The organism is Stanieria cyanosphaera PCC 7437 (genome assembly GCF_000317575.1).
Classification (GTDB): Bacteria; Cyanobacteriota; Cyanobacteriia; order Cyanobacteriales; family Xenococcaceae; genus Stanieria; species Stanieria cyanosphaera.
The window spans coordinates 283,159-309,296 of sequence record NC_019765.1; the positions used below are offsets into that span (position 1 = coordinate 283,159).

At 43.5% G+C, this 26,138-nt stretch carries 27 protein-coding genes; 25 read left to right on the forward strand and 2 right to left on the reverse strand.

Annotated features, from left to right (window positions below; translation table 11 throughout):
* Positions 1-40: 40 nt before the first annotated feature.
* The 25 genes from STA7437_RS23465 to STA7437_RS25205 all read left to right on the forward strand — a co-directional run bounded on the left by STA7437_RS23465 (position 41) and on the right by STA7437_RS25205 (position 23,908).
* Complete coding sequence (locus STA7437_RS23465) at positions 41-2,422, forward strand: heavy metal translocating P-type ATPase (protein WP_015212111.1); 2,382 nt, start codon at positions 41-43, stop codon at positions 2,420-2,422.
* A gap of 88 nt (positions 2,423-2,510) precedes the next feature.
* The gene (locus tag STA7437_RS25705) at positions 2,511-2,825 is read left to right on the forward strand and encodes a DUF5676 family membrane protein (protein ID WP_071882435.1); all 315 of its coding nucleotides are present in this window, start codon (positions 2,511-2,513) and stop codon (positions 2,823-2,825) included.
* Between the two features lie 9 nt (positions 2,826-2,834).
* Positions 2,835-3,320 carry a universal stress protein gene (locus STA7437_RS23470; RefSeq protein ID WP_015212112.1) on the forward strand — a complete coding sequence of 162 codons (486 nt, stop codon included), beginning with the start codon at positions 2,835-2,837 and terminating at the stop codon, positions 3,318-3,320.
* Positions 3,321-3,423: 103 nt separating this feature from the next.
* Positions 3,424-4,890 carry a multicopper oxidase family protein gene (locus STA7437_RS23475; protein ID WP_015212113.1) on the forward strand — a complete coding sequence of 489 codons (1,467 nt, stop codon included), beginning with the start codon at positions 3,424-3,426 and terminating at the stop codon, positions 4,888-4,890.
* 16 nt (positions 4,891-4,906) lie between these two features.
* Positions 4,907-5,146 (forward strand): DUF2933 domain-containing protein, encoded by a 240-nt coding sequence (locus tag STA7437_RS23480; RefSeq protein ID WP_015212114.1) that lies wholly within the window; start codon positions 4,907-4,909, stop codon positions 5,144-5,146.
* A complete protein-coding gene (locus STA7437_RS23485; protein ID WP_015212115.1) occupies positions 5,143-5,793 on the forward strand; it encodes a methyltransferase family protein in 651 nt (216 codons plus the stop codon). Before STA7437_RS23480 ends, STA7437_RS23485 begins: the two co-directional genes overlap by 4 nt.
* A gap of 54 nt (positions 5,794-5,847) precedes the next feature.
* Positions 5,848-6,285 carry a DUF1622 domain-containing protein gene (locus STA7437_RS23490; RefSeq protein WP_150109193.1) on the forward strand — a complete coding sequence of 146 codons (438 nt, stop codon included), beginning with the start codon at positions 5,848-5,850 and terminating at the stop codon, positions 6,283-6,285.
* A gap of 31 nt (positions 6,286-6,316) precedes the next feature.
* The gene (locus STA7437_RS23495) at positions 6,317-7,015 is read left to right on the forward strand and encodes a TVP38/TMEM64 family protein (protein WP_015212117.1); all 699 of its coding nucleotides are present in this window, start codon (positions 6,317-6,319) and stop codon (positions 7,013-7,015) included.
* Positions 7,016-7,287: 272 nt separating this feature from the next.
* Positions 7,288-7,998 (forward strand): class I SAM-dependent methyltransferase, encoded by a 711-nt coding sequence (locus tag STA7437_RS23500; RefSeq protein ID WP_015212118.1) that lies wholly within the window; start codon positions 7,288-7,290, stop codon positions 7,996-7,998.
* Positions 7,991-9,856 (forward strand): alpha-glucan family phosphorylase, encoded by a 1,866-nt coding sequence (gene glgP, locus STA7437_RS23505; protein WP_015212119.1) that lies wholly within the window; start codon positions 7,991-7,993, stop codon positions 9,854-9,856. The genes STA7437_RS23500 and glgP overlap by 8 nt, the downstream gene beginning before the upstream one ends.
* Before the next feature lie 36 nt (positions 9,857-9,892).
* On the forward strand, positions 9,893-10,720 hold the full coding sequence (locus tag STA7437_RS23510; RefSeq protein WP_015212120.1) for a saccharopine dehydrogenase family protein: 828 nt from the start codon (positions 9,893-9,895) through the stop codon (positions 10,718-10,720).
* Positions 10,721-10,870: 150 nt separating this feature from the next.
* Positions 10,871-11,044 carry a hypothetical protein gene (locus tag STA7437_RS26715; RefSeq protein WP_015212121.1) on the forward strand — a complete coding sequence of 58 codons (174 nt, stop codon included), beginning with the start codon at positions 10,871-10,873 and terminating at the stop codon, positions 11,042-11,044.
* A gap of 25 nt (positions 11,045-11,069) precedes the next feature.
* A complete protein-coding gene (locus STA7437_RS23515) occupies positions 11,070-11,480 on the forward strand; it encodes a MerR family DNA-binding protein (RefSeq protein WP_015212122.1) in 411 nt (136 codons plus the stop codon).
* A gap of 167 nt (positions 11,481-11,647) precedes the next feature.
* Entirely contained in the window at positions 11,648-12,133 is a 486-nt protein-coding gene (locus tag STA7437_RS23520; RefSeq protein ID WP_171815490.1) for a DUF2808 domain-containing protein, read from the forward strand.
* Between the two features lie 22 nt (positions 12,134-12,155).
* Positions 12,156-12,860, forward strand: coding sequence for a two-component system response regulator RppA (gene rppA / locus STA7437_RS23525; protein WP_015212124.1), 705 nt, complete (start codon positions 12,156-12,158; stop codon positions 12,858-12,860).
* Positions 12,847-14,196: a two-component system sensor histidine kinase RppB gene (gene rppB, locus STA7437_RS23530; RefSeq protein ID WP_015212125.1), complete on the forward strand. Its 1,350-nt coding sequence runs from the start codon at positions 12,847-12,849 to the stop codon at positions 14,194-14,196. The genes rppA (STA7437_RS23525) and rppB (STA7437_RS23530) overlap by 14 nt, the downstream gene beginning before the upstream one ends.
* A gap of 317 nt (positions 14,197-14,513) precedes the next feature.
* Positions 14,514-16,544: a heavy metal translocating P-type ATPase gene (locus STA7437_RS23535; RefSeq protein ID WP_015212126.1), complete on the forward strand. Its 2,031-nt coding sequence runs from the start codon at positions 14,514-14,516 to the stop codon at positions 16,542-16,544.
* Between the two features lie 567 nt (positions 16,545-17,111).
* A complete protein-coding gene (locus tag STA7437_RS23540) occupies positions 17,112-17,447 on the forward strand; it encodes a four-helix bundle copper-binding protein (protein WP_015212127.1) in 336 nt (111 codons plus the stop codon).
* Positions 17,448-17,579: 132 nt separating this feature from the next.
* Positions 17,580-18,047, forward strand: a complete 468-nt coding sequence (locus tag STA7437_RS23545) for a DUF305 domain-containing protein (RefSeq protein WP_041620563.1) — start codon at positions 17,580-17,582, stop codon at positions 18,045-18,047.
* Positions 18,048-18,145: 98 nt separating this feature from the next.
* Positions 18,146-19,336: a potassium channel family protein gene (locus tag STA7437_RS23550; RefSeq protein WP_015212129.1), complete on the forward strand. Its 1,191-nt coding sequence runs from the start codon at positions 18,146-18,148 to the stop codon at positions 19,334-19,336.
* Positions 19,337-19,423: 87 nt separating this feature from the next.
* Entirely contained in the window at positions 19,424-19,618 is a 195-nt protein-coding gene (locus STA7437_RS23555) for a heavy-metal-associated domain-containing protein (protein ID WP_015212130.1), read from the forward strand.
* Between the two features lie 24 nt (positions 19,619-19,642).
* On the forward strand, positions 19,643-21,913 hold the full coding sequence (locus STA7437_RS23560) for a heavy metal translocating P-type ATPase (RefSeq protein ID WP_015212131.1): 2,271 nt from the start codon (positions 19,643-19,645) through the stop codon (positions 21,911-21,913).
* 24 nt (positions 21,914-21,937) lie between these two features.
* Entirely contained in the window at positions 21,938-22,486 is a 549-nt protein-coding gene (locus STA7437_RS23565) for a cupredoxin domain-containing protein (RefSeq protein ID WP_015212132.1), read from the forward strand.
* Between the two features lie 51 nt (positions 22,487-22,537).
* Complete coding sequence (gene dmeF, locus STA7437_RS23570) at positions 22,538-23,461, forward strand: CDF family Co(II)/Ni(II) efflux transporter DmeF (RefSeq protein WP_015212133.1); 924 nt, start codon at positions 22,538-22,540, stop codon at positions 23,459-23,461.
* A 96-nt stretch (positions 23,462-23,557) separates the two neighbouring features.
* Positions 23,558-23,908 (forward strand): hypothetical protein, encoded by a 351-nt coding sequence (locus tag STA7437_RS25205; RefSeq protein WP_015212134.1) that lies wholly within the window; start codon positions 23,558-23,560, stop codon positions 23,906-23,908.
* On the opposite strand, the gene rppB (STA7437_RS23580) is transcribed toward STA7437_RS25205, so the two are convergent.
* Both rppB (STA7437_RS23580) and rppA (STA7437_RS23585) read right to left on the reverse strand, forming a co-directional pair.
* Positions 23,905-25,254 carry a two-component system sensor histidine kinase RppB gene (gene rppB, locus STA7437_RS23580; protein WP_015212135.1) on the reverse strand — a complete coding sequence of 450 codons (1,350 nt, stop codon included), beginning with the start codon at positions 25,252-25,254 and terminating at the stop codon, positions 23,905-23,907. The genes STA7437_RS25205 and rppB (STA7437_RS23580) overlap by 4 nt on opposite strands.
* Entirely contained in the window at positions 25,247-25,963 is a 717-nt protein-coding gene (gene rppA / locus STA7437_RS23585; protein WP_015212136.1) for a two-component system response regulator RppA, read from the reverse strand. The genes rppB (STA7437_RS23580) and rppA (STA7437_RS23585) overlap by 8 nt, the downstream gene beginning before the upstream one ends.
* Positions 25,964-26,138 lie beyond the last annotated feature (175 nt).

Below are 26,138 nucleotides of genomic sequence, written 5' to 3' on the forward strand. Positions count from 1 at the left end.
ACAGTTTGCTATTCATTTTTTTCTTTATGGGAGTTAACAGATGACGACCGAGAAAAACGCTCTGGCGCAAGACCCGATCTGTGGCATGATGGTGCCCAAAGCAACATCACTCAAGTCAGAACGGGGAGGAAAAACTTATTACTTTTGCAGTCCACACTGCCAGCACGCCTTTGAATCAAGAGGCGATCGCACCCACCATCAATCCAATACGGCAAATTCCAGTCGCCACAGACACCGCGAACACGGCTCGATATCTCACCATCATCAGAATGATGGTGGAACTGCTGTCGCAACGGCTCCCAACCAGATGGCAAAAGATCCGATTTGTGGCATGGTAATTCCTAAAGCCACCGCACTCAAGACCGACCGAGGTGGACGCACCTATTACTTTTGTAGCCAAAGTTGTCTGAATACTTTTCTCGATCCAGAACGAGAGTTAAAAACCATGCGTACCCGCGTTACGGTAGCGATGGCTGGGGTACTCATGCTGGCAGTGCTGCGAGCTGCTGCTTTTATTGGATTAGCAGCAGGGGTAACGCTTGTTACCTGGGTTCCGATTCCTTTCCTGCCCTGGTTTACCTGGGGTGTGTGGCTATTTCTGTTAACGACTCCCGTACAGTTCATCGGGGGATGGTCATTCTACGTGGGTGCGTGGAAGGCGTTGCGAAGCCGTTATATCAATATGGATTTCCTGATTGCCCTGGGAACATCAGTTGCTTATTTCTATAGTGTTGCCGTAATTTTTTTCCCCGATGCCTTACCCGTGCGCGTGGAAGAGCGTGATGTGTATTTTGAAGTATCTGCCGTCATCATCGCGTTTGTGCTTCTCGGTAAATACATGGAGGAAATTATCAAGAAAAATTCATCTGCTGCCGTGCGTAAGTTACTAGATTTAAAGCCTGCCACTGCTAGAGTAATTCGAGATGGGGAAGAGATGGAAGTACCTGCCGAGTATGTGATGGTGGGAGAAACAGTGGTGGTGCGTCCAGGGGAAAAAATTCCTACAGACGGAATTGTTATCGAAGGTACGTCATCGGTTGATGAGTCGATGTTGACTGGGGAATCTATTCCGGTAGAAAAAACATCGGGTTCGACAGTAATCGGAGGAACGCTAAACCGCACTGGGCTATTCCGCTTTGAAGCAACTCGTGTCGGCTCGGAAACCGCGCTGGCGCAAATTATCAAAATCGTTGAAGAAGCTCAAGCCAGCACGGCTCAGGTACAGCGACTGGCAGATCGAGTGACGGGCTATTTCGTTCCAGCAGTAGTAGCGATCGCCGTATTGGCTTTGATCGGCTGGTTGCTCGCTGGCAATTTTCCCCAGGCTCTCCTGTCGTTTATCGCAGTGCTGATTATTTCCTGTCCCTGTGCGTTGGGCATTGCTACTCCAGCTGCCTTAATGGTGGGAGTTGGCAAGGGAGCTGAAACGGGCATCTTGATTCGCGGTGGCGAGGTTCTCGAACGTGCCGAAAAACTAACAACGGTTATCTTTGATAAAACGGGAACTCTGACGCGGGGAGAACCGAGCGTTACCGATATTATCGCTCTAGAGCGATATCCAGAAGATGAAGTTTTACGGATAGCAGCTGCGGTTGAGGCGGGGTCGGAACATCCTCTCGGAGAGGCGATCGTGCGGGAAGCGAAACACGAACACATCGATCTTCCGCCCGTTCGCGATTTTGCAGCGATTCCCGGTCATGGGATCGAGGGGACGATTAATGGCGATCGCGTTCTGTTGGGCAACCGCCGTCTGTTTAGAGAACGAGGCTACTCGATTACTTCAGAGATTGAAGAACTACTGAGCGGATTAGAATCCGATGGCAAAACAGCGATGTCGATCGGCTGCAATCAGAAAGTTTTGGGAGCGATCGCGGTGGCAGATACCCTCAAGCCTGAAGCCCAAGAAGCGGTGGCAGCACTGCGACGGGAAAAAGTCAAAGTGGTGCTGCTGACTGGAGATAACCAGCGAACCGCCGAGGCGATCGCCCGTCAAATCGGCATCGAGCGGGTAATTGCTGAAGTTCTGCCAGGTGATAAAGCGCAGGTGGTCAGGGATCTGCAAAATCGACGCGAAGTGGTCGCCATGGTAGGAGATGGGGTCAATGATGCCCCGGCACTAGCAACCGCTGATATCGGGATCGCGATCGGCTCTGGTGCCGATGTAGCAAAAGAAACAGGTGGAATTATTCTGGTCAAGAATGATGTGCGGGATGTGGTTGCTGCCATTCGTCTTTCCCGCGCCACCATGCAAAAGATTAAGCAGAATTTATTCTGGGCATTTATTTATAACACCATTGGGATTCCGATCGCTGCACTGGGCTTCCTCAACCCAATTATCGCAGCAGCAGCAATGGCACTCAGTTCGCTTTCTGTCATTGTCAACTCTTCACTGCTCAAAGGCTTGAAGTTATCCACCCGTTAAATTTTGATTCTATAGTTCGGGAAAAATTTTTAGCTAAAGAGCGATCGCGCTCAACAAAATCATTTTTCTTTCAAAAACAGAGGTTTATATGACATCTCATACACATCACCCAGGAACTCATCACATCAATCGCTCCACCACCAGGCTTCGGATGCGATCGCTCTTTATTGCCACCGCTGTCATGTCAGCCGTAGCCTACACCATTTGCGTTGTCTTTATTGTACTTGCGCCACAGGCGACAATAGGGTTTTTCGGTTACATTCTCCATGCCGATCTGAGCAACATTGCCCGTTCTGTCAGCTTCGGCAGCTTCATTGTGGGACTGCTGGCTTGGTCTCTGGGTACGGGACTCTATGCTGCTCTCATCGCTCGGCTCTACAACCAGATTTCATCAAGGGTTTAGGAGGCTTTTATGTTTGACAAAATTATTGCAGCAGTAGACACTTCAAAAGTTAACAAACATGTTTTTAGCAAAGCTCTCGAACTGGCTAAATTAACAGGCGCACAACTTAAGATACTGCACGTACTGTCTCCTGAAGAAAATGGATGCCCTGATGTGACGGGGTATCTCAGAACTTACTACTCTTCTGAAACATTCGATCGAGCAGAAGAACACGGTCAACAATTGTGGGAAAGGTTTACTCAAAAATGCCTGCAAATGGTTCAGTCTTATGAAGATGAAGCAGAAGTCGCAGGGGTCAATACGGAATGTTGTCAGGTTTCTGGCAGCCCCGGTCTGACTATTTGTGAAGTTGCCCGAAGTTGGGGTGCTGATTTAATCGTTATCGGGCGACGGGGGCATTTGTCGAAATTGGAAGAACTCGTACTTGGTAGCGTCAGCAAATATGTACTCCACCATGCATCCTGTGCAGTACTGGTCGTTCCCCGTTTTGGTTAAATTAGTAATCATTGGTCTTTCTAAAATCGGGAATATTAGAACAGGACTTACCCACTTCAGCATTGTAACCCCTGGCGCTCGCTAAATTTTAGGGCTAATTTTTATGGATAAACTTAAATTGAACCGCCGACAATTTTTCATTCTCAGTGCTGCTAGTGCAGGAGCGGTCTTACTCTCCCCACAACAGTCGGGAAGAACACAAATTTCAAGCGATCGGCAAATAGCCAAGTCACAGGTTTATTCTAGCACCGACGGACTTTTAGATTTCGACCTCGAAGCCAGTTACCGTCCTGTAAATCTAGGAGGCATTCGGGCCGATCTCTTAGCCTACAACGGACAGATTTCAGGACCTCGCTTGGAAGCTAAACCAGGAGATACGCTGCGTCTTCGCTTTACCAATAACCTGACTCAACCTACCAACCTGCACTATCATGGCTTGCACGTCACCCCCACTGGTAATGGCGATAATGTTTTTTTAGAAATTCCTCCTGGGGAAGCTTTAACCTACGAATTTACCATACCTTCTAATCATCCAGCGGGAACGTTTTGGTATCATCCCCACCTGCACGGTTTGGTAGCCGAACAGATTTTTGGAGGTTTGGCAGGATTATTTATCGTTAGAGGAGAATTGGATGAAATTACCGAAATTAAAGCAGCGAAAGAAGAATTTTTATTTCTCAAGGATTTCGAGCTAGACAGAAACGGACAGATTGTTCAGCCTTCCCCTATGGCACGGATGACTGGAAGAGAAGGAAGTTTGGTAACCGTCAACGGTCAAATCAAACCCACTTTCTCCATTGCTACTGGTGGTTTGTTACGCTTGCGTTTGGTTAATGCGTCAACATCTCGCTTTTACCGACTGGAACTCGAAAACCATCCTCTTTATTTAATTGCTACGGACGGAGGTTCTCTCTCAGAACCAGTAGAAGTTAGAGAACTACTGCTATCTCCTGGAGAAAGAGCTGAGGTTTTGGTGCGAGGGGAGAGAGAACCTGGACTATACCGTTTATTAAATCTGCCTTACGATCGTGGGGGGATGGGTATGATGGGTAGGGGCATGATGGGTAGGGGCATGAGAGGTGGCAGTTTTACCCAGAGAAATCCTGAAACCTTAGCTACTTTTACCTATAGTGATTCAATTGCTTCACTTCCCTTACCCCAGAAGCTCATTCCTGTAGAAGCACTGCCAGAACCCGATACAGTAAGACGCTTTGAGATTAATCACGGTATGACTCCTGGGATGGGTATGGTTTTTCTCATTAACGGTCAAACCTTCAGCCCCAATCGCATCGATACTCAGGTACGTTTGAACTCAGTTGAAGATTGGGAATTTAACAATATAGGAGTGATGGATCATCCCTTACACATTCACGTCAATAATTTTCAGATAATCTCGCGTAACGGCAGAGCCTCGCCCTATCGGGCTTGGAAGGATACGGTTGTCGTTTCTCCTGGGGAAACTGTTCGCATCCGCACCCGTTTTGCCGATTTTACAGGAAAAACCGTCTATCACTGCCATATTTTCGATCACGAGGACTTGGGCATGATGGGCATTATGGAAATTACTTAATTAAGAGGAAATATTTATGACTCATCATTCTCGAACTGCTTGGCGGTGGCGATCGCCCTCTGGCATCGCTTTATTAGTTTTCCTAGGGATTGCTGCGTTTTTTCTCGTAACCGAACATTGGGCGCATATAATTCCCGTCTTGCCTTGGTTGCTGCTACTAGCTTGTCCTTTTATGCATTTATTCATGCACGGCGGTCATGGCGGTCATGGTAGTCACGGCAGTCCTAACAACGATTCTGAAGGAGGTCAACGATGAACCATCCCCCTGCCTACGGACTTTGGTTTTTAGTAATTATTAACTCTTTAGTTTTTATCATCTTTGCTTTTAGCTTCACTAAACCGCAAAGCCCACGGGATTGGCGTTCATTTGGTGCTTTTTCCGCTTTTATCGTGGCACTATTTACGGAAATGTATGGGTTTCCTCTAACGATTTATCTGCTCTCGGGCTGGCTGCAAACTCGCTACCCCAAGCTCGATCTCCTCTCTCATGATGCCGGGCATCTATGGTGGACAATCTTAGGTATGGAAGGGAATCCCCATTTTAATTTCCTTCATATTCTGAGTAATGTCTTTATTTTACTGGGCTTTATTTTACTCGCTTCTGCTTGGAAAGTACTCTATGAAGCCCAGCGTAGTCAGACCCTAGCTATTGCAGGACCCTACGCTAGCATTCGCCATCCCCAATACGTTGCTTTTATCACCATTATGCTCGGTTTTTTACTTCAATGGCCGACTATTTTGACCTTGCTGATGTTTCCCATACTTGTTTTCATGTACTCCAGACTGGCATTGCAAGAGGAACGTGAAATGCGATTTAAATTCGGTCAAAAGTACGATCGTTATGCTGCAAACACCCCCGCCTTTTTACCGCGTTTTGGTAGAGCAGCCAAGGATAAAAGCTAAATTGAGCAATGTATCATGTTAGCCTCTCAATGTAACCTTTACAGAGCAATCGCAATGAATTGCTATTTTTGGTCTACCTCACCAGGAACGGCTTTTAATGTCGTCCAATGGGCAGAGGGATTACTCCATCACGTGGTGGTTGCTGTAAAAGTTTTTCTGGAAGGAACTGCTATCTCGATTATTGTCATTGCCGCAATTCGGACGCTTTTAAAGTTCCTCCGTTCAAAAAAATCGAGTGGTCATCAAGAACATTGGGTAATCGTCCGCCTCGATTTAGGGCTGGCACTAGCTCTATCCCTAGAGTTTCTCTTGGCTGCCGATGTTGTCAGTACCGCCGTCTCTCCCAGTTGGGATGAACTGGGCAAACTGGCAACTGTTACTGGAATTCGTACTTTTCTCAACTTTTTCTTGCATCAAGAGGTTGACCAGCTAGAAACAAAGACGCACCCCCATGAAAGAAAAGTCATTCGGGGAAAGAAAACAGACTTTTGACTTCTGTTGCGGTTAAAACACCAGAGATTCGATGAAAAAACCAAAGAAGCAGCAAATTTTATTTAATCGTCAAAACGGCATTGCTCTGGCAGTGTTAATACTATCTTTATTGGTTTACTGGTGGTTGAGGGAAAAATCCGAAATTAACTTGCTCGCTCCTGAAGGATTAAGAGAGACAATTCAGGATCTCGGTTCTCTGGGAATAGTCGTTTATATCAGCCTGATTGCTTTAGCCGTGATTATGAGTCCGATTCCAGGCGCACCATTAACAATTGCTGCTGGTGCAGTTTGGGGAACTTTATTCGCGGGGATCTATAGCGTCATCGGTGGTTTTTTAGGCGGATTAATTGCTTATTTTATTGGCAGAACTTTGGGGCGATCGGCAGTTTACGCACTTACGGGAAAAGTCATTTACTTTACCAAAAATCGAGGGGAGGTTTATCTGGGTTGGCTGATTTTGATCACGCGCTTACTTCCCGTTTTATCGTTCGATTTAATCAGTTATGGTGCGGGTATAACGGGACTTTCTCTACCTATTTATGCTACTGCTACCTTGTTGGGTATGATTCCTTCGACTTTTTTTCTCACTTATATGGGAGCAGCTTTTCAGGTGGGGAAACTTTTAGGAGTTGGGTTGCTAGTAATTTTTGTAATTGTACTAGTTGCCTTGCCTTGGGGAATTCGACGCTATAACTGGTTCAACTTGCAAGATATTATCCGCATTGAATAAAACTAGAAAATTTAAACCAACTAATGGAAATAAAATTATGAACAATAAACCTGTAATTTACTGAACAATTGGTTTTATATCTGGCGTTATTCTCACTATTTTAATCGGCTTTTTAGGAATGTCAGGCATGATGTGGGGTAGGTGGGGAATGATGGACGATTGGTTCCGTGGAAGATGTGAAAATTACTATCCTAGCGAACTGCCGAAAAATTAAAGCTAGTGAAATAACCAAAGTCTGTTAAAGATAAACTTCACTACTTTAGGAGGTAAAAATGAATTCAAATCTACAACAAGATACTCAAAATAATAATGAAAGTCAACGAATAGCGAATATTTACCAAAAGATTGCTAAAAATTATGATTTTCTGGGCGAATACCTACTCGGCACGATATTTAGTCCCTTCGGCTATGGGAACTACCGACAAAAAGCGATCGCCTCTCTCGATTTACAACCTGGAGATACGGTTATCGACCTCTGCTGCGGGACGGGGTTGAATTTTCCTTTATTGGAAAAAGTTATTGGTTCAGAGGGAAAAATCATTGGTGTCGATCTAACCGAGGGGATGCTGGCACAAGCAAAACAACGAGTAGAAAAAAATGGCTGGGCAAATGTCGAGTTGGTGCAGAGTGATGTAACTTTCTATCAATTTCCCACTGGTGTAGATGGCATTATCTCAACTTGGGGCATTACTCTAGTCCCCGAATGCGATCGAGCGATTCAAAATGGTTCTCAGGCACTTTCCCCTGGAAAACGCTGGGTAATTTTAGATTTTAAGATTCCAGACAATTGGCTGGCAATGTTTGCACCTCTGTTGAGTTTCCTGTTCATCCGTCCTTTTGGTGGAAATTTACAAATGGCAAACCGACACCCCTGGGAAGCGCTTGATAAATACTTGCAAAATATCTCCTTTACTGAGTTATTGCTGGGCTTTGCTTATATTGCTGTCGGTGAGAAACAAAGGGAGAAAAGATATCATGAGTAGCATTCTGAAAGATCCAGTTTGTGGAATGACCGTTCAAGCAGAAAGGGCACTAAGTGCTTTCTATCAGGAGCAGAAAATCCACTTCTGCTCGGAATTCTGTCGCTACAAGTTCTTCGAGCATCCAGAGAAATACCTTACGGCAGTGGTTACTAATGGCTACGATGAAGTAAAAGAGAATCGGCAGATTGCTTATTTCTCAATGGAAGTGGCAGTTGGTTCTGCTATCCCCAATTACAGTGGCGGTTTAGGCGTTCTGGCTGGGGATACCTTAAAGTCCTGTGCCGATTTGCGAGTCCCCATTGTCGGGGTGAGTTTACTCTATCACCAAGGCTATTTCGAGCAGGTGCTAGATGAGTGGGGGAATCAGCAGGAAAAGCCCGTACAATGGAAACCAGAGCGGTTTTTGCGACCTTTGACTGAAAGCATCGAGGTCACAATCGAGCAGCGACTGGTTCGAGTTCGAGCTTGGCAATACGATATCATCGGACTCAGTGGTTATACCGTTCCCCTGATTTTGTTAGACACCAGGGTGGAAGAAAACACAGATTACGATCGCACTCTGACTGACTTCCTTTACGGTGGAGATGAAAGATATCGATTTGCCCAGGAAACTCTGCTCGGCATCGGTGGAGTGAGAATGCTGAATGCTCTCGGCTATCATGGTATCGAGCGATTTCATCTGAATGAAGGTCATGCCAGTTTGCTAGTTTTGGAACTCTTAAACAGACAGCATCAGGAACAAACGGCAGAATGGGACTTTAACAGCATCAGAAGTCAGTGCGTCTTTACCACCCATACTCCCGTACCCGCAGGACACGATCGATTTGGGTACGAGCTAGTGCAATCTGTTGGAGAAGAAGTTATCCCTTTGGAGGTCCTGCAAATGCTGGCTGGGAGCGATCGCTTGAATATGACAGTGCTGGGACTGAACCTCAGTCACTATGTCAATGGGGTAGCCAAGCGACACGAAGAAGTCTCCCAAAAAATGTTTCCGGCTCAACCGATCCACCACATCACTAACGGTGTTCATTCATGGACTTGGACTTGCGATAGTTTCAGAACTCTTTACAATCGCTATATTCTCGGCTGGAGTAACGACCCTGCGATGCTCAGGCACGCGATCGGTATTCCCCAAAATGAAATTTGGCAGGCTCATCTTGCTGCTAAAACTCAACTGCTCGAATTGATTAAGTTACGAACTAACGTTTCCCTGGCAACGGATATTTTGACAATTGGATTTGCTCGCAGAGCTACCTCTTACAAACGGGTAGATTTGGTATTCTCAGATCTCAATCGTCTTCGGGAGATTGTCAGCAAAGTAGGTCAACTACAATTTGTGTTTGCGGGGAAGGCACATCCCCAAGACGATCCTGGCAAAAAATTGATTCGACGAATCTTTGAAATTGCCCGTCAGTTACAGGGTGAAATTTCAGTAGTTTTTCTGCCGAACTACGATCTCGATCTCGCCAGGACAATCGTATCGGGAGTTGACCTGTGGCTTAACACGCCCCAGCGACCCTTAGAAGCCTCTGGCACCTCTGGCATGAAAGCAGCACACAACGGAGTTCCCAGTTTTAGCGTGTTGGATGGCTGGTGGGTTGAGGGTTGTATCGAAGGGGTTACTGGTTGGTCGATCGGTTTGAGGGAGTCAAAAACCTCTAGTTCGGAATTTATCAACCGAGAGGATGGGGAGGACTTATACCACAAGTTACAGAACCAGATCGTACCCATGTATTATCGCGATCGCGAACGATGGATCGAGCTGATGCGACAGTCTATTGCCCTGAACGCCTCCTTTTTCAACACCCATCGCATGGTGCAGCAGTATGTTACCAATGCCTATCTATCGCGATCTTGAGCAATTCCCCATTTTAAGATATTAGAGAGTAAGACCATGATAAATGGCAAAATTTTAGTAGTAGGAGGATACGGTAGCGTTGGTCGAGTTATTGCTACTACCTTGGGCAAACGGTTTCTCGGTCGAGTTGTAGCTGCTGGGAGAAATTATCACAAAGCAAAACAATTGTCGTCAGAAACTCAGCGACAAGTACTGCCCTTGGCATTGGATATTTATAAGGTACGGGAAAGCGAGCTGAGGGATGTAGCTGTGGTAGTGACTTGTATAGACCAAGGGGATACTCAGTTTGTGGAGCAATGCTTACGCCGAGGAATTCACTATGTAGATATTTCAGCCAGTTATAAATTTCTCTCTAAGATTGAAGCCCTCGATTCTGAAGCTAGAAAGCACGGTTCTACCGTAGTGCTTAGTGTCGGATTAGCTCCAGGATTGACTAATTTGTTAGTTAGCTATTGTCAGTCGGTGTTCGAGGCACTGGAGCAAGTGGATATCTTTATCTTGCTAGGTTCGGGAGAAGTACCTGGAAAGGAATCGATTCTTTGGATTCTAGAGAATCTAGATACCGAGTTTTTGGTCAGAGAAAAAGGCACTATCAAACAAGTGAGAAGTTTCGAGGATAGTAAGGAGACAGTATTTCCCGATGAATTCGGGAGACAAAGGGCTTACCGTTTTAACTTTTCCGATCGACAAGCGATCGCCAAAACTCTCGGTATTGACTCTGCTTCTACTTCTACTTGGGTTTGTTTTGATTCGGCATTGGTAACGCAGCTAAAGTTGCCGAACATCTTTATACTTCTTCGTTGCCATCTGGCGTGTTCCATATCGAGCAGCTATTCGATCCTCTTGAGTTTATTGAGAGCTTGAGTGGGAATGGTCTAATTTTCAGTCGCAGTGAGTTGAAACCAGTATCGGTCGATTCAACAATGAATTAGTTTTTTATGCCTTACATTAAGATTACATATTGAAACCACGAGTTTTATCTCAACTACCCAACTTAGATCGGAAGGAAATTCAATGAATAAACAAGTTTTTGAGATGACAGATACTTCCAGTTCCCAAAGCTACGTCACAGGTACAAATAAGCTAGTAAAAAAAGCTGTGGGAATGGTGGCAATGTTTAGTGTCTGTTTACTCGTCTGTCATTCTCTTGGATTGATTCATCAAGCCTTAAGCTATTTCTCTCCTTAAGTGAAGTTTCATCTAAAACTATGCCATGTTAACTACGAACCAAAAGCTACTGTTTATCGGTCAGGTAGCAGCTCAAAGCGGTATTCCCATTCAAACAATTCGCTATTATGATGAACTAGGTTTACTTAAAATATCTGGGCGTAGCAAGGGGGGCTTCCGACAGTTTTCAGAAGAAGTATTTTCTCGTCTAACGTTCATCAAGCAAGCTCAAAGACTAGGTCTCAGCCTTGAGGAAATAGGAGAACTTCTCAGAATGCGGGAGCAAAAAAAACCTCTTAGTATTGAGGTCAAACAACAATTGAAAGATAAAATCTCCGAAATTGACTGCCAGATCGAGCAGTTAAGATGCTTACAAGGCGAGTTGAAAAGTCTGTTCTCTGACGAGATGGTTCGCCCGAACGAATTTACATTAGCTAGATTTTTGCCACAAAGCTGAATCTTCAATATTTTAATAAGTGCCTAAACCAAATTAATTACACATTTGACTTTTCCTTTTGTCCCTTGCTTACTGTCTGTCCCAACTAGAAAATTAATTTCATCGTGATTTCATAAATGTCTGCCAATATTTGGTATAGAGACATACTTAATCGAGAAAAAAACAAGATGATCGATAACTTAATGAAAACAGCAGTTTTAACTGCTATGCTGATGGCTACAACTCCGACAGTAGGATTTGCTGCCAACAATGAAAAGATATCAAATGTTACTTATATAGAACACAGTGGCGCACATCCTAGTGCAGAAAAATTTGGGCTACATCACTTTGAATTAAACGTCCAAGGGCGGAATTTAAAGGAACTTTCCGTTGCTTTTCCCAAGAGAGTTCGCAAGATTCGAGAAATTGAAGTGACCGATCGAGAAGGGAGAAAAATAGAATCAACAACTTCCATTAGCGATCGAGAAGCAAAAATTGTTTTTGCCCAACCTGTTTCTACGGGAACAATTTTATCAGTAAAGCTTAAGGGAGTTAAACCTAGATCTAGGTTCGGTCATGTCTGGCTTTACCGTCTATCTGGTCAAATGGTTGGTCTGAATCCAGAGAACATTCCTCTCGGTACAGTCCGAATTCAAACTCACGCTTTAGACTAGTAGTAAGTGAAGATATTTTATTATGCGGATCTTGTTAGTTGAAGATGAGCCAGATTTAGGTGCAGCAATCAAACGATCCTTAGATCGAGAAGCCTATATTGTAGATTGGGTGCAAGATGGAAATGAGGCAAAATGGTATCTAGAGAGCAAGGGACATGAATATAGCATAGTTGTCTTCGATTGGCTGTTGCCTGGAAAATCGGGATTGGAACTTTGCAAATGGTTGCGCTCGCAGCAGAATTCTCTGCCAATATTAATGCTAACTGCCAAAGATCGGATGGAAGATAAGGTGGCTGGTTTGGATGCTGGTGCTGATGATTATCTGGTAAAACCTTTTGGCATAGAAGAACTACTAGCGCGATTGCGGGCATTAAGTCGGCGAGTACCTCAATTTCAACCAACTCATCTCCAGGTAAATGGATATACCTTAGATTTTGGTACTCATACAATTTTTTTTCAGAAATCCCCAGAAGAGACGCGGATTATCGAGTTAACCAATAAAGAGTTGCTGTTATTGGAGTATTTCATGCGACATCCCAATCAAATTGTTACCCGCGACCAAGTGCTAAATCAGTTATGGGAAGTAGGAGCAGAACCTAACAGTAATGTAGTAGCAGCGCATATGCGACGACTGCGACGCAAACTTGCCGAACATGGTTGCGAGCCTTTAATTGAGACTGTTTACGGTGTAGGATATCGTCTCAACACAACCCATGAACCAAAATAGTATATTTCGTTCTACTCGCTGGCGACTGACAGTTATCTATACTGGGGTAATAAGTCTGTTGCTCATCGTATGTGGAATTGGGGTTTTTGAGGCGATCGCCCATGCTCATCGGGTAACTTTAGAGCGAGAATTAAAATCGGTTGCCGGAACCCTACACGACAATTTGGAATCAACTCTCAAGCAAGTAGGAAAATTGGAGGTAGCTTCTCAGCGATACCTGCCCAACCTCTATTTATACAGAAATTCATCTTGGTTTTTAGTCGAACAATCCCAGCCACACATACAGAGTCCAATTTACCAGGGCGGTTACTATGTCAGATTATTCGACCCTTCAGGCAATCCGATAGGGCGTGCGGGACGGCAACCACAGGGTTTGCCAATAACTTCAGGAGAATCAGATTGTCAATTAATCGAAGATAGTCTGGGCAACCGCTATCAAGAAATTTCTCTACCGCTATCGCTACATTCTCCAGATAGTAATAGTCTTTGGGGATATTTACAAGTAGGACGTTCTTGGCAAGAATTTAATGATTATCTTGCTACTGTCAGGCTAATAGTTTTCTGGGGTACACCTTTAATTTTGTTATTGGTGTTAGTGGTTAGTTGGTGGCTCGCTGGAATAGCAATGCAACCTTTATACCAGTCTTATCGACAGATTCAGCAGTTTACTACAGATGCAGCCCATGAACTAAGGACTCCTCTAGCCGCTCTTCGCGCTACAGTTGAATCTCTGGTGAGAATGCCCAATTTCTCCGAGGCAGAAGCGCGAGATATTCTCAAGGTAGTTGAGCGTCAGAATCAGCGATTGTCAGAACTGGTCAGCGATCTTTTATTTCTCTCCCGATTAGACCGACGCATATATCAAGGCGAACGTTCTCTTTGTTCGCTGCAAGATACGATCGCTGATATTGAAGAAGAACTGGCAGCATTAGCTTTAGAAAAACAAGTAACCTTGACTACAGATATTCGAGTTCAAACTTCCGTGCCAGTCATGGGTAATGAAGAACAACTATATCGCATGGTCTTTAACCTGGTCGCTAATGCGATTAACTATACTCCTGCGGGCGGACGGGTAACGATAATACTCGATTATCGCGATAACCAAGCTTTGATTAAGGTCAGAGATACGGGGATTGGCATTGCCTCCGAAGAGCTAAACAAAATTTTCGAGCGTTTTTATCGAGTTGAAAACGATCGCTCTCGCTCTACAGGTGGTTCTGGGTTGGGATTGCCAATTGCTAGGGCGATCGCCAAGTCTCACCAAGGCAGTATTGAGGTTCAAAGTGAATTAGGCAGGGGCAGTACGTTTACAATTAAGCTCCCCGTGAGTAATTAGTATTTGTAGATATTTATTAAATACCACTTCAATTTCATCTTGATGTCATTTTTGCCTGGAAGGATGAAATGTATTAAAAGTTTTCAGGGATAAAAATATTTAATATAAATTATGTCTTTACGACTAAGAAGGATGTTATGGCTAATTTTATTCGAGCTTCTACTAAAGGCGATCGCCGTTTAATTTACAACTGGAGAAGCTAAACAGCAATTTGCCAGGTGCTAAGGAAATTCGCTCGGCTCTGCGAACGCTCCCCAATCCCAATCAATAAGTTAAAAACTCCAATTATAGTTTTGCTCTTTAAGTAGATTTTAGTCATGCAGCATCAACATACTCGCCAGACTCAGGAACACAAACACCATCATCACGATCGTGAAAGTCACGGAGGACACGATAAGCACGCGGGACACAGTCTCGAGATGTTCAGAAATCGCTTTTATGTCAGTCTGATTCTGAGCATTCCCGTACTTTACTTTTCCCCTTCGTTCCAAGCCTGGTTTAATTACCAAGCAATTCCATTCCCTGGCTCGAATTGGGTCAATCCTATTCTAGCGATCGTTATTTACTTTTACGGAGGCTGGGTCTTTATTCAAGGGGCTTGGCGGGAAATGAAGGGGAAAGTAGGCATGATGACCTTGATTTCTCTAGCCATTACCGTTGCTTTTATCTATAGTTTGGCAGTAACCTTCGGTTTGGAAGGAGAGCCGTTTTTCTGGGAATTGGTCACGTTAATCGACATCATGTTACTGGGTCACTGGATTGAAATGGCATCAGTTCAGGGAGCTAGTCGCGCCTTAGAACAACTAGCCAAACTTATGCCTTCGACGGCTCATCGTTTGGTGGGAGATCGGATTGAAGATGTCCCCTTAGACCAACTCCGAGAAGGTGACCTGATTTTGATCCGTCCTGGGGAGCAAATTCCCATTGATGGCATGGTTGTTGAAGGGACTTCAAGTGCCAACGAAGCTTTTCTCACGGGGGAATCTCGCCCAGTTACCAAACGGGAAGGAGATGAAGTTGTCACTGGGGCGGTCAATGGTGAGGGAGCCTTAAAAGCTCGAGTCACTCGCACGGGAGACCAGACTACTCTCAGTCAGATTATGCGCCTGGTTGAAGAGGCACAGAATTCGCGAAGTAAGTATCAGGTTTTAGCCGATAAAGCTGCTTATTGGTTGACTTTGATTGCGATTGGCGTTGGCTCGCTGACATTTGTGGTTTGGATCTCACTCAGCGATTTGGTGTTTGCCATCGGTCGAACGGTTACAGTATTGGTTATTGCCTGTCCCCATGCCCTCGGCTTGGCGATTCCCTTGGTGATTGTCAATGGCACTGCAATCGCTGCTAAAAATGGCATTCTCGTCCGCAACCGCGAAGCTTTCGAGCGTGCTAAAACAATTAAATATGCTGCTTTCGATAAAACTGGCACCTTGACAGAGGGGCGGTTTGGCGTACAGCGGATTTATACTGAAGGCTTGAGCGAGGACCGAGCTTTGGCAATTGCTACGGCATTAGAATCTCTCTCAGAACATCCTCTAGCTCATGCAATCGTAGAAGCAGCCCAACAACAAAGAGTACAGTCCGCTACTGTCATAGATTTTAAAGCAGTGCCAGGTATGGGGGTAGAGGGGATAATTGACGGCAAAACCTACCGAGTAGGACGACCAGAGTGGCCCAAAGAGCTAGGTTTCTATTTTTCCCCCGAACTCGAACGGGGTTTGGCAAAAGCAGAATCCAGAGGGGAAAGTGTTATTGCTTTGATGGACGAAGAGCAAACCCTCGCTTTGTTTGCTTTGGCAGATCGGGTACGGGAAAGTGCCAGAAAATTAGTTCGCAGTCTAGAGTCGATTGGCGTCCAAGCAGCAATGATTACAGGAGATGCTAAGGCAGTGGCTCAAGCCGTTGCGACTGACTTGGGCATTAAGCGTTATTACGCCCGAGTTTTGCCCCAGGATAAAGTCCGAATTGTCAAAGAACTAAAAGCTGAAGGTGGAACAGTCTTTACAGGGGACGGGATCAACGATGCTCCTGCTCTGTTAGAAGCCGATCTGGGAGTTGCCATTGGCGCGGGAACGAACGTTGCCATTGAATCCGCCGATTTGGTTTTAGTTAAGGACGATCCACTGGATGTAGGACGAGCCTTAAAGTTGGGTAAGGCAACCAACAACAAGATGGTGCAGAATTTGTTATGGGCAACGGGGTATAACGTTATTGCCATCCCCTTGGCAGCTGGTGTGGCTTATCCTTTGGGTTTTGTACTTTCCCCCGCAGTGGGAGCAGTATTTATGAGCCTTTCAACGGTGATTGTGTCTCTCAATGCGATAACTTTGCGTCGGGTACAGTTGAATTAGGCTCTAGATGATGAAGCAAAAAAAGCTTCGCGAGTATTAACTCAGTCAATAACCCGACTCTGAACAAAATGAGTATGCTAATGAAACTAATCGGCGCAGACTGAAACGACAACTGAATAAGGGTGAGGCTCTACATATTCTTAGTTTTCAACTTTTCTAGGTCAATGAGGGAGAACTGAGAACTCAGCAATAAGTCCAATATTCCAAAGCAATAAATAATCGTTCTTCGACCGCTAGTTTTGGCTGCCTTCTCTCTGCCTTAGTTTAAATTAATATTTGGCATTTGTATTGTGTACTTTTTAAATAAGAAAATTTATTCTTTTTTAAATTGAATTAATAACTAAAAGAAAGGCTCAAGTAACATGACTTCAATTTCAGGAAAGTTACAGAAGATTATTATAGCAATAGGTATCTTTTATATTTTCCGTTAACAAACAATTATGAAATCAGAATGAAATTGAATTATGCCTATAGAAAGAAATATTATTTATAGCCATCGATAGAAGCATTGATAACTCCCAATTCCTATTATCTTGATATTGCCAATTTAGTAATAGGAAATATTTGATGTTATTAATTCATGAAGAATACCAATCGAGCTTCGATGTCGCGATGAAATGTGCGGTAGAATGCGAACACTGCGCCGAAGCCTGTATGGGTAATCCCAATATGTTAAAGTGCGCTCGTACTTGCCTCGACTGTGCGGAAATCTGCCGTACCATCTCTACTTATATGGTGCGCGGTTCTCGCTTCATTCCTAACTTAACCAAAGCCTATGCCGAGATTTGTACTGCTTGCGCTGAAGAATGCAGTTCCCACGATATGGATCATTGCCAAAAATGCGCTCAGGCTTGTCGCGAAGCAGTTGAAGAATACAACAAAATTACTGCTGTAGCTGCCTAAAAAAGATAAGCGGAGGCTGAAAAGTTTTCAACATTTAGCTTTTCACTTTCCGCTACCCACTTTTATTTATCGACATTATTAAATCTTTCATTCGCTATGAAATCTACTTACGACTCTAAATCCAAATCCGAAATGAAATCAAAATCGGGCATGAAGCCCTACATTACCTTGCTGGTTTCACTATTAATTTCCTACGTAGTGATGTTTGCCATCATGTTTTCGCGGGTTAACGAGTGGAGTAACTTGTTTATCAGCTTAAACCAAGTTTACATGACTGGATTAATGATTTCGACGATGCTCATTATTATGCTGCTGACAATGGGTTCGATGTTTACCAACAAAACTCTGAATGTTGTACTTTTAGCATCGGGAGTATCACTGATCTTAATGTTTTGGACTTTGGTGAGAAACCAAGTAGGAGTGGGCAATCAAATGTTTTTGCGCTCGATGATTCCCCACCATGCTGCTGCAATTCTGGTTTGTCAGCAATCATCTTTGACTAATCCCCGTATTGAAGAATTATGTGTGGAAATTGTCCAAACACAAAAAGAAGAAATCCGCATTATGAAAGAACTGATGGAGACACCCGATCTGAGTTAAGGGCTGTACAGCGATCGCAGTAGCCTTAGAAACTTCTTCCAAACATCCTTTAGGGGAAGCGATCGTCGAAGCAGATCGTTAATAAAATTAGTAACTCAATGAACTGGTTAACTCAAACGATTGGAGTAGGATTAATAATTATTGCTGCCATCGATATCTTTATTACCGTTTTATATCCCCGTACTGGCAATAGTATTGTGAGTCTGCCTTTGGGTAGGGGGATTTGGCACGTATTTCGTCAGTTAGCACGCTGGACGAAGAGCGATCGCCTGATGGCTTACTGTGGTTCGGTCGTTTTGGTAGTCGTAGCCATATTTTGGATTGCTTTATTTATCATTGGTTTTGCCTTAATTGTTTGGTCGATGCTGGGAGACGAAATTGTTGCCAGCAGTGGAAAAACACCTACTGATTTTGGTACTGCCGTTTATTACAGTGGCTTCAACTTCACCACCTTGGGAGTCGGCGATTTTGTACCTAAAACTACTACCTGTCGATTGTTGACCATCTTACAATCTGCTTTAGGTTTTGCCACCTTTACCGTTACTCTAACTTATTTACTTTCAGTGCTAAATGCTCTGACACAGCGAAATATTTTTGCCTTAAGTCTGCACCATCGCACGGGTACGGGGCATACAAGCCCTGCCCTTCGAGGGCAGGGTAAGCCCCTCACAAAAGCCAATGCTGCCGAGTTGTTGTTAGGTTGGGGAATGGGCGGTAAATTCGATAATACCAAGCAAGATATTACCAACATGGCACGGGATTTACTGCAATTACTCGAATCTCACAATTCCTATCCCGTTTTACACTACTTCCGCTTTCCAGAGCCTCATTACTCCTTGGCGCGAATGTTATTGATAACGATGGATACTGCCACGTTAATTAAAACCGCGCTGTGCGATCGAGAATATAAAAGCTTAATCCACTCTACTGCTGTTAGCGAATTACAGTCGAGCGGTTTATATACCTTAAAGCAGTTAGCAGATTCCTTTTTACCTCAAGGCGCGATCGCAAATGCGCCAGCGAAGCTGTCCGCGTCCTACTCCTGTGAAACCCAATGGCGTGAGTGGTATTACTACGTTGTTCGACGGCTCCAGTCTGAGGGCATCAAAACCCCAGAAGATATCGAAACTGGTGCGGATAAATATGTTTCCCTACGACGGGAGTGGAATGATGAAGTAGCTGCCTTTGCCAAACACATGGCATACAGATGGAGCGATGTTGCTCCAGCCGAATCAGCTATATCAGCTTCAGCATTTTTACTTCTTAAGAATTCTTCACAACAAAAATAAAATTATTTTCAGTTTTTTCTTGACTCTATAGCTGACTGTAGAGTTTAAGCTGACTTTATAGCTAAATGAACTAGGAGGTATAAAAATATGACCATAGAATTAAAAGTTCCTAACATGGCTTGCGGTGCTTGCGCTAAAACTATTACTCAAGCAGTTATTGAACTAGATCCCAAAGCTTCAGTTAAAGCCGATCCGAAAACCAAACAAGTAATAGTAGATACCAAAGTATCTGAGTCATCTGTCAAAGATGCGATCGCTGCTGCTGGCTATCCTGCTGCTTAAATAAGCTCTTCTCCCGTACCGATTATGAACACCACAACCAATACTGAAAAAATTAATCTCAAACTCAGGGGGATGAGTTGTGCCTCCTGTGCCAATAGCATTGAATCAGCAATTAGCAATGTACCAGGAGTAGAGTCATGCAATGTTAACTTCGGTGCAGAACAAGCTGCGGTTAAATACAATCCCCGTCAGACCAGTATTCAAGATATTCAAGATGCCGTAGAAGAGGCGGGATACACCGCTTATTCTCTACAAGAACAAGAAATGGTTACGGGAGAGGATGATGCAGAAAAAGCAGCCCGTAAAGCTGAATCTCGCGATTTAATCCGTAAAATAATTGTTGGTGCGGTAATTAGCGTTATTTTAATTATCGGTTCGTTGCCGATGATGACTGGGTTAGAACTGCCATTTATCCCTGCATGGTTGCATAATCCCTGGTTACAGTTAATTCTGACAGCCCCCGTACAGTTTTGGTGTGGTTATCGGTTTTATATCGGTGCATCGAAGGCATTTAAACGCCATGCTGCCACGATGGATACTCTGATTGCTTTGGGTACGAGTGCAGCTTATTTTTATTCTTTATTCGCTACTGTTTTTCCTGGTTTCTTTCTCAATCAGGGCTTGATGCCCGAAGTATATTACGAAACCGCAGCCGTAGTTATTACTTTAATTTTATTAGGACAGTGGTTTGAAAATCGTGCCAAGGGACAAACCTCAGAAGCGATACGTAAACTGATGGGTTTACAGGCAAAGGATGCCAGGGTAATTCGTAATGGACAAGAAATAGATGTTCCTATCAATGAAGTACAAATCGGCGATATTATTTTAGTGCGTCCTGGAGAAAAAATTCCCGTTGATGGAGAAATAATTAGGGGTAGTTCTACTATCGATGAAGCAATGGTAACGGGAGAAAGCATTCCCGTGAAAAAACAGCCAGGGGATGAGGTAATCGGCGCAACTATTAATAAAACAGGTAGTTTTCAGTTTCGCGCTACTAGAGTCGGCACAGATACAGTATTGGCACAGATCGTTAAGTTAGTACAGGATGCCCAAGGTTCAAAAGCACCAATCCAGAGACTAGCAGATAAGGTAACAGGTTGGTTTGTACCCGTCGTCATTGCGATCGCCATTGCTACTTTTGTGCTGTGGTTTATCTTTATGGGTAATGTTTCCCTGGCTTTAATTACTACTGTAGGTGTCTTAATTATTGCCTGTCCCTGTGCTTTGGGTTTGGCGACTCCTACCTCGGTAATGGTTGGTACTGGTAAGGGTGCAGAAAATGGCATTTTAATTAAGGGTGCAGAAAGTCTAGAATTAGCACATAAAATCCAAACCATCGTCTTAGATAAAACTGGTACGATTACCCAAGGAAAACCCACCGTTACCGATTATCAAACAGTAAGGGGGATTACTGACGGTGCAGAACTTAAATTATTGCGTTTAGTCGCAGCAGTAGAACGTAATTCCGAACATCCTCTAGCAGAAGCAGTAGTTAGATATGCCCAGTCACAACAAATCGATATTCCCGAAAGCCATGACTTTGAAGCAGTGGCAGGAAGTGGGGTACAGGGTGTAGTTAGCGATCGCCTAATCCAAATCGGTACGCAACGCTGGATGAGGGAATTAGGAATTAAAACCGATATCTTAGAAGAACAAAAAGACAATTGGGAAGCAGAAGCTAAAACTGTCGTCTTAATTGCCGTAGATGGTCAATTAGAAGGAATAATCGCGATCGCCGATGCCATTAAACCTTCTTCTCCCGCAGCAGTAAAAGCATTACGTAACTTGGGTTTAGAAGTAGTAATGCTTACAGGAGATAACCAAAAAACCGCCGAAGCGATCGCCCGTGAAGTTGGTATAGTTAGGGTAGAAGCTCAAGTGCGTCCTGACCAAAAAGCCGAGAAAGTAAGAGAATTACAGCAGGAAGGCAAAATAGTGGCAATGGTAGGGGATGGGATTAATGATGCTCCTGCATTAGCACAAGCAGATGTAGGAATTGCGATCGGTACGGGAACCGATGTGGCGATCGCAGCTAGTGATATTACCCTGATTTCTGGCGAATTAAAGGGTATTGTGACGGCAATTAAGTTAAGCAAGGCAACAATTAACAATATCCGTCAAAATCTCTTCTTTGCTTTTATTTATAACGTTTTAGGTATTCCTATCGCAGCAGGAATCTTATTTCCTTTCTTTGGTTGGTTGCTCAATCCCATTATTGCAGGTGGTGCAATGGCGTTTAGTTCGGTTTCGGTGGTGACTAATGCTTTGAGGTTGCGAAATTTTAGTAGTCATTAGTCATTGGTTATTAGTCGTCAGTAAATGTTTAATACACAGAAAATTATCGGTAATTTAGTAGGAGTGGGAATTTTCCTAGCGTTGACTCCTAATGTGGCATTATCCCAAATAGAACATGAGGTAGAAATGCCTGCTTCAGCAGGAGAGCAAACCAGCCAATTTCAAAAGATAGAACAGCCTTTAGGATTAAAAATCGCCGTGGCGTTAGGTGGTTTGGGTTTGATTGGTGCAGAACTTTGGTGGTTTATGTTTAGCAAAACCAAATCCCAAAAAGCGCAAGTTGAACGGGGAATTCAATCAGTAGATATCTTGGTTGATGGCGGTTACAACCCCGATCGCATTGAAGTGCGTGCTGGTGAACCAGTTAAGTTAAATTTTTTCCGTAAAGACCCTAGTAGCTGTTTAGAACAGGTATTATTACCCGATTTTAATAAGGCATTAGATTTAACTTTAAACCAAACTACTTCTATCGAAATCGTACCAGAAAAACCAGGAGAATATAATTTTACCTGCGGGATGAATATGTATCGCGGAGTCATTAAAGCAGAAGCTACCGAAGTATCTCAAGGTTAATTTGCTTTTCTAAAGGTACAATCAAAAACAATTAATTAAGAGAAAATTGTTATGCACGAGGATACGCTAGAACAATGGCAACATTCCCATGATTTTGCGGTTAATCGAGACCGCGCGGAACACAATACCACGACGGTAATGTGGCTTACAGCTATTACTATGGTGGTAGAAATTATCGCGGGAAGTTTCTTCGGTTCGATGGCTTTGCTAGCTGATGGTTGGCACATGGCAACCCATGTCGCAGCATTTGGGATTGCCGTGTTTGCCTATCGTTATGCCCGCCGTCATGCTAACAACTCCCAATATACCTTTGGCACGGGAAAAGTTACCGTTCTTGGTGGTTATACCAGTGCTATTGCTTTAGCAGTAACGGCTCTAACTATTGCTATCGAGTCCGTGACTCGCTTTTTTGAACCTATAGCTATTCAATTTAATGAAGCGATCGCGGTGGCTATTTTAGGTTTAATTGTAAACCTGGCAAGTGCTTGGTTATTGCAAGATCATCATCATCATGACCACGATCGCCACCATCATCACGATCGCAACCTTCAGGCTGCTTACATTCACGTTCTTACCGATGCCTTAACTTCAATTTTGGCAATTATCGCTTTATTTGCTGGCAAGTATTTCGGTTGGATTTGGTTGGATGCAGTTATGGGATTAGTCGGTGCGGGTGTTATCTCTAAATGGGCTTACGATCTAGTTCGAGATACGGGTAAAATTTTGCTCGACGGGGCGATTGATAAGCAAATTAAGTTAGATATTATGACTGCTATTGAAGCCGATGCCGATAATCGGATCGCCGATCTGCACGTTTGGTATGTTGGGGAAAATCTTTTAGCTGCTACCATTTCTCTAGTTACCCATTACCCACGATCGCCAGAACATTATAAAAGTTTGCTTGGTGGGATATCTTCCCTGACTCATGTTTTAGTAGAAGTTAATCAATGTCGAGGTGAACCTTGCATTAAATAACATTGGACTTTTTTCCATCAACAAAAACTTCTATCATATTTCAACATTAATTTGTTTTCTCAATTAAAAATTGAGCGCGATTTACAATAACCACTTATGAATAAACCCCAACCAAGAATTCCTCAAGAACATACAGATGAAATCTTTGCTTTGGCTGCCGAAATACAAGCCAAACACGAGCAAAGCTACTCCTTAGCAGAACTCAAAAAAATTGGGGCAGAAGCCCACATATCACCAGAATTTGTCGAACAAGCCACAAAGCAAATTCAAAGAAAAAAACAAAGAGAGTCAAGACTGGAAGTAATTTTGGAAAGTTTGAATAATGCTATGGCAGTAATGATTTTATTGAGTTTTTTTACAGGTTTTATGGGCTTACCTAACGGTCATTGTTCCCTAGCCAAAACTCAGCCAGAAAATTCTCATTCTCAGACGTTGCCTGATAGCTAGTTTTTTAATGGCAGACAAACTTTAAAGGTACTTCCTATGCCTAATTCGCTTGTTACTTCAATAGTTCCCTCGTGTGCTTGAGCGATCGCTTTAGCTATAGCCAAACCCAATCCCGAACCTCCTGTCTGTCTAGAGCGATCGCTACTTACTCGATAGAAGCGGTCAAAAATTCTTTTTTGTTCGGATGGGGCGATACCAATTCCCGTATCTCTAACGCGCATTATAGCTTCGTTGCGTTCTGATTCGAGAATTATGGTAACTTTTCCCTCAGCAGAAGTATATTTAATTGCGTTGATAACTAAATTAGATATCAAGCGATAAAGCTGTTCTGAATTACCCTTTACTGTAAGGTTTCTAGATGTATCGATCTGTAGTTTTAATTCTAAATTGGCAGAGATCGCCAAAGCAGCGAACTCCTCAGCAATGTCGCTAACCAAATCGTTAAGGATGACTGATTCAGTGGTAACAGAAGTCCTGACACCAGATAATTGACGCTCTAAACGACTTAATATCATTAAATCCGAGACAATTTGGGATAACCTTTGATTCTGTCTGCCTATAGTCTGTAAAGTATTCCTGGCAATAGTTTCGCTAAGATTGGTTTTCATTAAGCTTGACTCTACCGTTGCCCTAATTGCAGCTAAGGGAGTTCTCAATTCGTGAGCAGCATCGGCGGTAAACTGCTGTATCTGACGGTAAGAACGGTAAACAGGCTGCATGACTTTACCTACTAGCCACCATGCACCAACAGAAATCAAACCTAAGATAAGAGGAAACCCAACAATTAAAACTCGCCTCATCGTACTGGTGTATTTCTTCACCTCTCTAAGCGATCGCCCTACCTGAAGATAGCCCCAAACTCGGTCGTCTTTAGTGTGTAGGGTTAAAGTAGTTTGTCGATAAGGGAAACCATCATTATCTACAAGTTCCAGCCATTCAGATTTATTTGGAGTTACGGGTAAAGATTTAATGCGTTTACCTGCGATCGCTGTAGGTTTACCTTCAGGATTTAGCAAACGTACGTAATATTCAATCTGGTAAATTGCTTTAACGGGGTTTAATGAAGAATTATCCGCCTCGTAGCAAGCATCGATATCAAAACAAATATCTGGTAGTAGATGGGCTGCATTGGATTTTAGCTTTTCTGGTCTCTCGAGGATAGTTAAAAACCCGTTGTGTAGGGTATTGGCTACAGAAGTTAACTCGCGATCCAAATTAGCTTTATATGCCTGAGATAGGGCGCGATCGAGGCTGAGTTCACAGATAATTAAAATAATTGCCATCACGCTCACAAACCAGACTGCTAGCTGACTACGAGTTTTACTAAACAGCCGATTTTTATTCATCACTATTTGCTAAACGGGGATTAGAATCAAAACGATAACCCAAACCATAAATACTTTCAATTGGGTTGGCACAACCGCATTGGGCTAGTTTACGCCTCAATAACCTAACCTGTGCTGCTACGACATTGCTCATGGTTTCGGTGTTCCAATCCCAAACTTGGGATAAAATTTGGTCGCGAGAAATAATGCGATCGGGGTGACGCATAAAATATTCTAGTAGTTGAAACTCTTTACTGGTTAGAGAAACTTCTGTTTTGCCCTTTTCAGAATCGCAGACGCAGACACAGTTATTACTATAGTTGAGAGACAGGCAACCCAAACTTAACTTAGCAGGAGCGAGTTCGGGGGATCGCCTTTGTAATGCTCTAATAATTGCTAATAATTCTGCCATCCCAAAGGGTTTGACTAAATAATAATCGGCACCACTATCTAACCCCGTCACTTTATCTTCCACAGTACTTTTAGCCGTCAACATTAACACTGGTAAAGGACTGTTTTGCTTTCTCAACCGTCGTAATAATTCAACACCCGATAATCCTGGTAACATCCAGTCAAAAATCGCTACGTGATATTTAGTCCAGCTAGTTTCCAAATAGTTCCAGGCTTCAACTCCACTCTTTACCCAGTCAACTACATAGTTGTGCTGATTTAATATATCTTTTAGGGCTGCTCCCAAATCTGGTTCGTCCTCCACTAAGAGTATCCGCATTTACTATCTAACCTGTTTGATTCTGCCAATATGTTTCTGGCAAGTTTACTAATTCTCTATTTCTTTTAGTTTCAATTTTGAAGGTGATTTGTGAAATCAAAGTGAAATTAAATTTCTAAGATAATCTGATTCTTATTATTGAATGGTTGTTAATTTTAAAAATCGACTAAAGTAT

Coding starts and splice junctions, on each gene's coding strand:
- STA7437_RS23495 (WP_015212117.1), top strand. CDS start 6,317: ATGAAAAAACCAAAGAAGCAGCAAATTTTATTTAATCGTCAAAACGGC.
- STA7437_RS23560 (WP_015212131.1), top strand. CDS start 19,643: ATGAACACCACAACCAATACTGAAAAAATTAATCTCAAACTCAGGGGG.
- STA7437_RS23555 (WP_015212130.1), top strand. CDS start 19,424: ATGACCATAGAATTAAAAGTTCCTAACATGGCTTGCGGTGCTTGCGCT.
- rppB (WP_015212125.1), top strand. CDS start 12,847: ATGAACCAAAATAGTATATTTCGTTCTACTCGCTGGCGACTGACAGTT.
- dmeF (WP_015212133.1), top strand. CDS start 22,538: ATGCACGAGGATACGCTAGAACAATGGCAACATTCCCATGATTTTGCG.
- STA7437_RS23535 (WP_015212126.1), top strand. CDS start 14,514: ATGCAGCATCAACATACTCGCCAGACTCAGGAACACAAACACCATCAT.
- STA7437_RS25205 (WP_015212134.1), top strand. CDS start 23,558: ATGAATAAACCCCAACCAAGAATTCCTCAAGAACATACAGATGAAATC.
- STA7437_RS23490 (WP_150109193.1), top strand. CDS start 5,848: ATGAATTGCTATTTTTGGTCTACCTCACCAGGAACGGCTTTTAATGTC.
- rppB (WP_015212135.1), bottom strand. CDS start 25,254: ATGAATAAAAATCGGCTGTTTAGTAAAACTCGTAGTCAGCTAGCAGTC.
- STA7437_RS25705 (WP_071882435.1), top strand. CDS start 2,511: ATGACATCTCATACACATCACCCAGGAACTCATCACATCAATCGCTCC.
- STA7437_RS23485 (WP_015212115.1), top strand. CDS start 5,143: ATGAACCATCCCCCTGCCTACGGACTTTGGTTTTTAGTAATTATTAAC.
- STA7437_RS23465 (WP_015212111.1), top strand. CDS start 41: ATGACGACCGAGAAAAACGCTCTGGCGCAAGACCCGATCTGTGGCATG.
- STA7437_RS23565 (WP_015212132.1), top strand. CDS start 21,938: ATGTTTAATACACAGAAAATTATCGGTAATTTAGTAGGAGTGGGAATT.
- glgP (WP_015212119.1), top strand. CDS start 7,991: ATGAGTAGCATTCTGAAAGATCCAGTTTGTGGAATGACCGTTCAAGCA.
- STA7437_RS23540 (WP_015212127.1), top strand. CDS start 17,112: ATGTTATTAATTCATGAAGAATACCAATCGAGCTTCGATGTCGCGATG.
- STA7437_RS23515 (WP_015212122.1), top strand. CDS start 11,070: ATGTTAACTACGAACCAAAAGCTACTGTTTATCGGTCAGGTAGCAGCT.
- STA7437_RS23550 (WP_015212129.1), top strand. CDS start 18,146: ATGAACTGGTTAACTCAAACGATTGGAGTAGGATTAATAATTATTGCT.
- STA7437_RS23475 (WP_015212113.1), top strand. CDS start 3,424: ATGGATAAACTTAAATTGAACCGCCGACAATTTTTCATTCTCAGTGCT.
- STA7437_RS23470 (WP_015212112.1), top strand. CDS start 2,835: ATGTTTGACAAAATTATTGCAGCAGTAGACACTTCAAAAGTTAACAAA.
- rppA (WP_015212136.1), bottom strand. CDS start 25,963: ATGCGGATACTCTTAGTGGAGGACGAACCAGATTTGGGAGCAGCCCTA.
- STA7437_RS23480 (WP_015212114.1), top strand. CDS start 4,907: ATGACTCATCATTCTCGAACTGCTTGGCGGTGGCGATCGCCCTCTGGC.
- STA7437_RS23520 (WP_171815490.1), top strand. CDS start 11,648: ATGATCGATAACTTAATGAAAACAGCAGTTTTAACTGCTATGCTGATG.
- STA7437_RS23510 (WP_015212120.1), top strand. CDS start 9,893: ATGATAAATGGCAAAATTTTAGTAGTAGGAGGATACGGTAGCGTTGGT.
- STA7437_RS26715 (WP_015212121.1), top strand. CDS start 10,871: ATGAATAAACAAGTTTTTGAGATGACAGATACTTCCAGTTCCCAAAGC.
- STA7437_RS23545 (WP_041620563.1), top strand. CDS start 17,580: ATGAAATCAAAATCGGGCATGAAGCCCTACATTACCTTGCTGGTTTCA.
- rppA (WP_015212124.1), top strand. CDS start 12,156: ATGCGGATCTTGTTAGTTGAAGATGAGCCAGATTTAGGTGCAGCAATC.
- STA7437_RS23500 (WP_015212118.1), top strand. CDS start 7,288: ATGAATTCAAATCTACAACAAGATACTCAAAATAATAATGAAAGTCAA.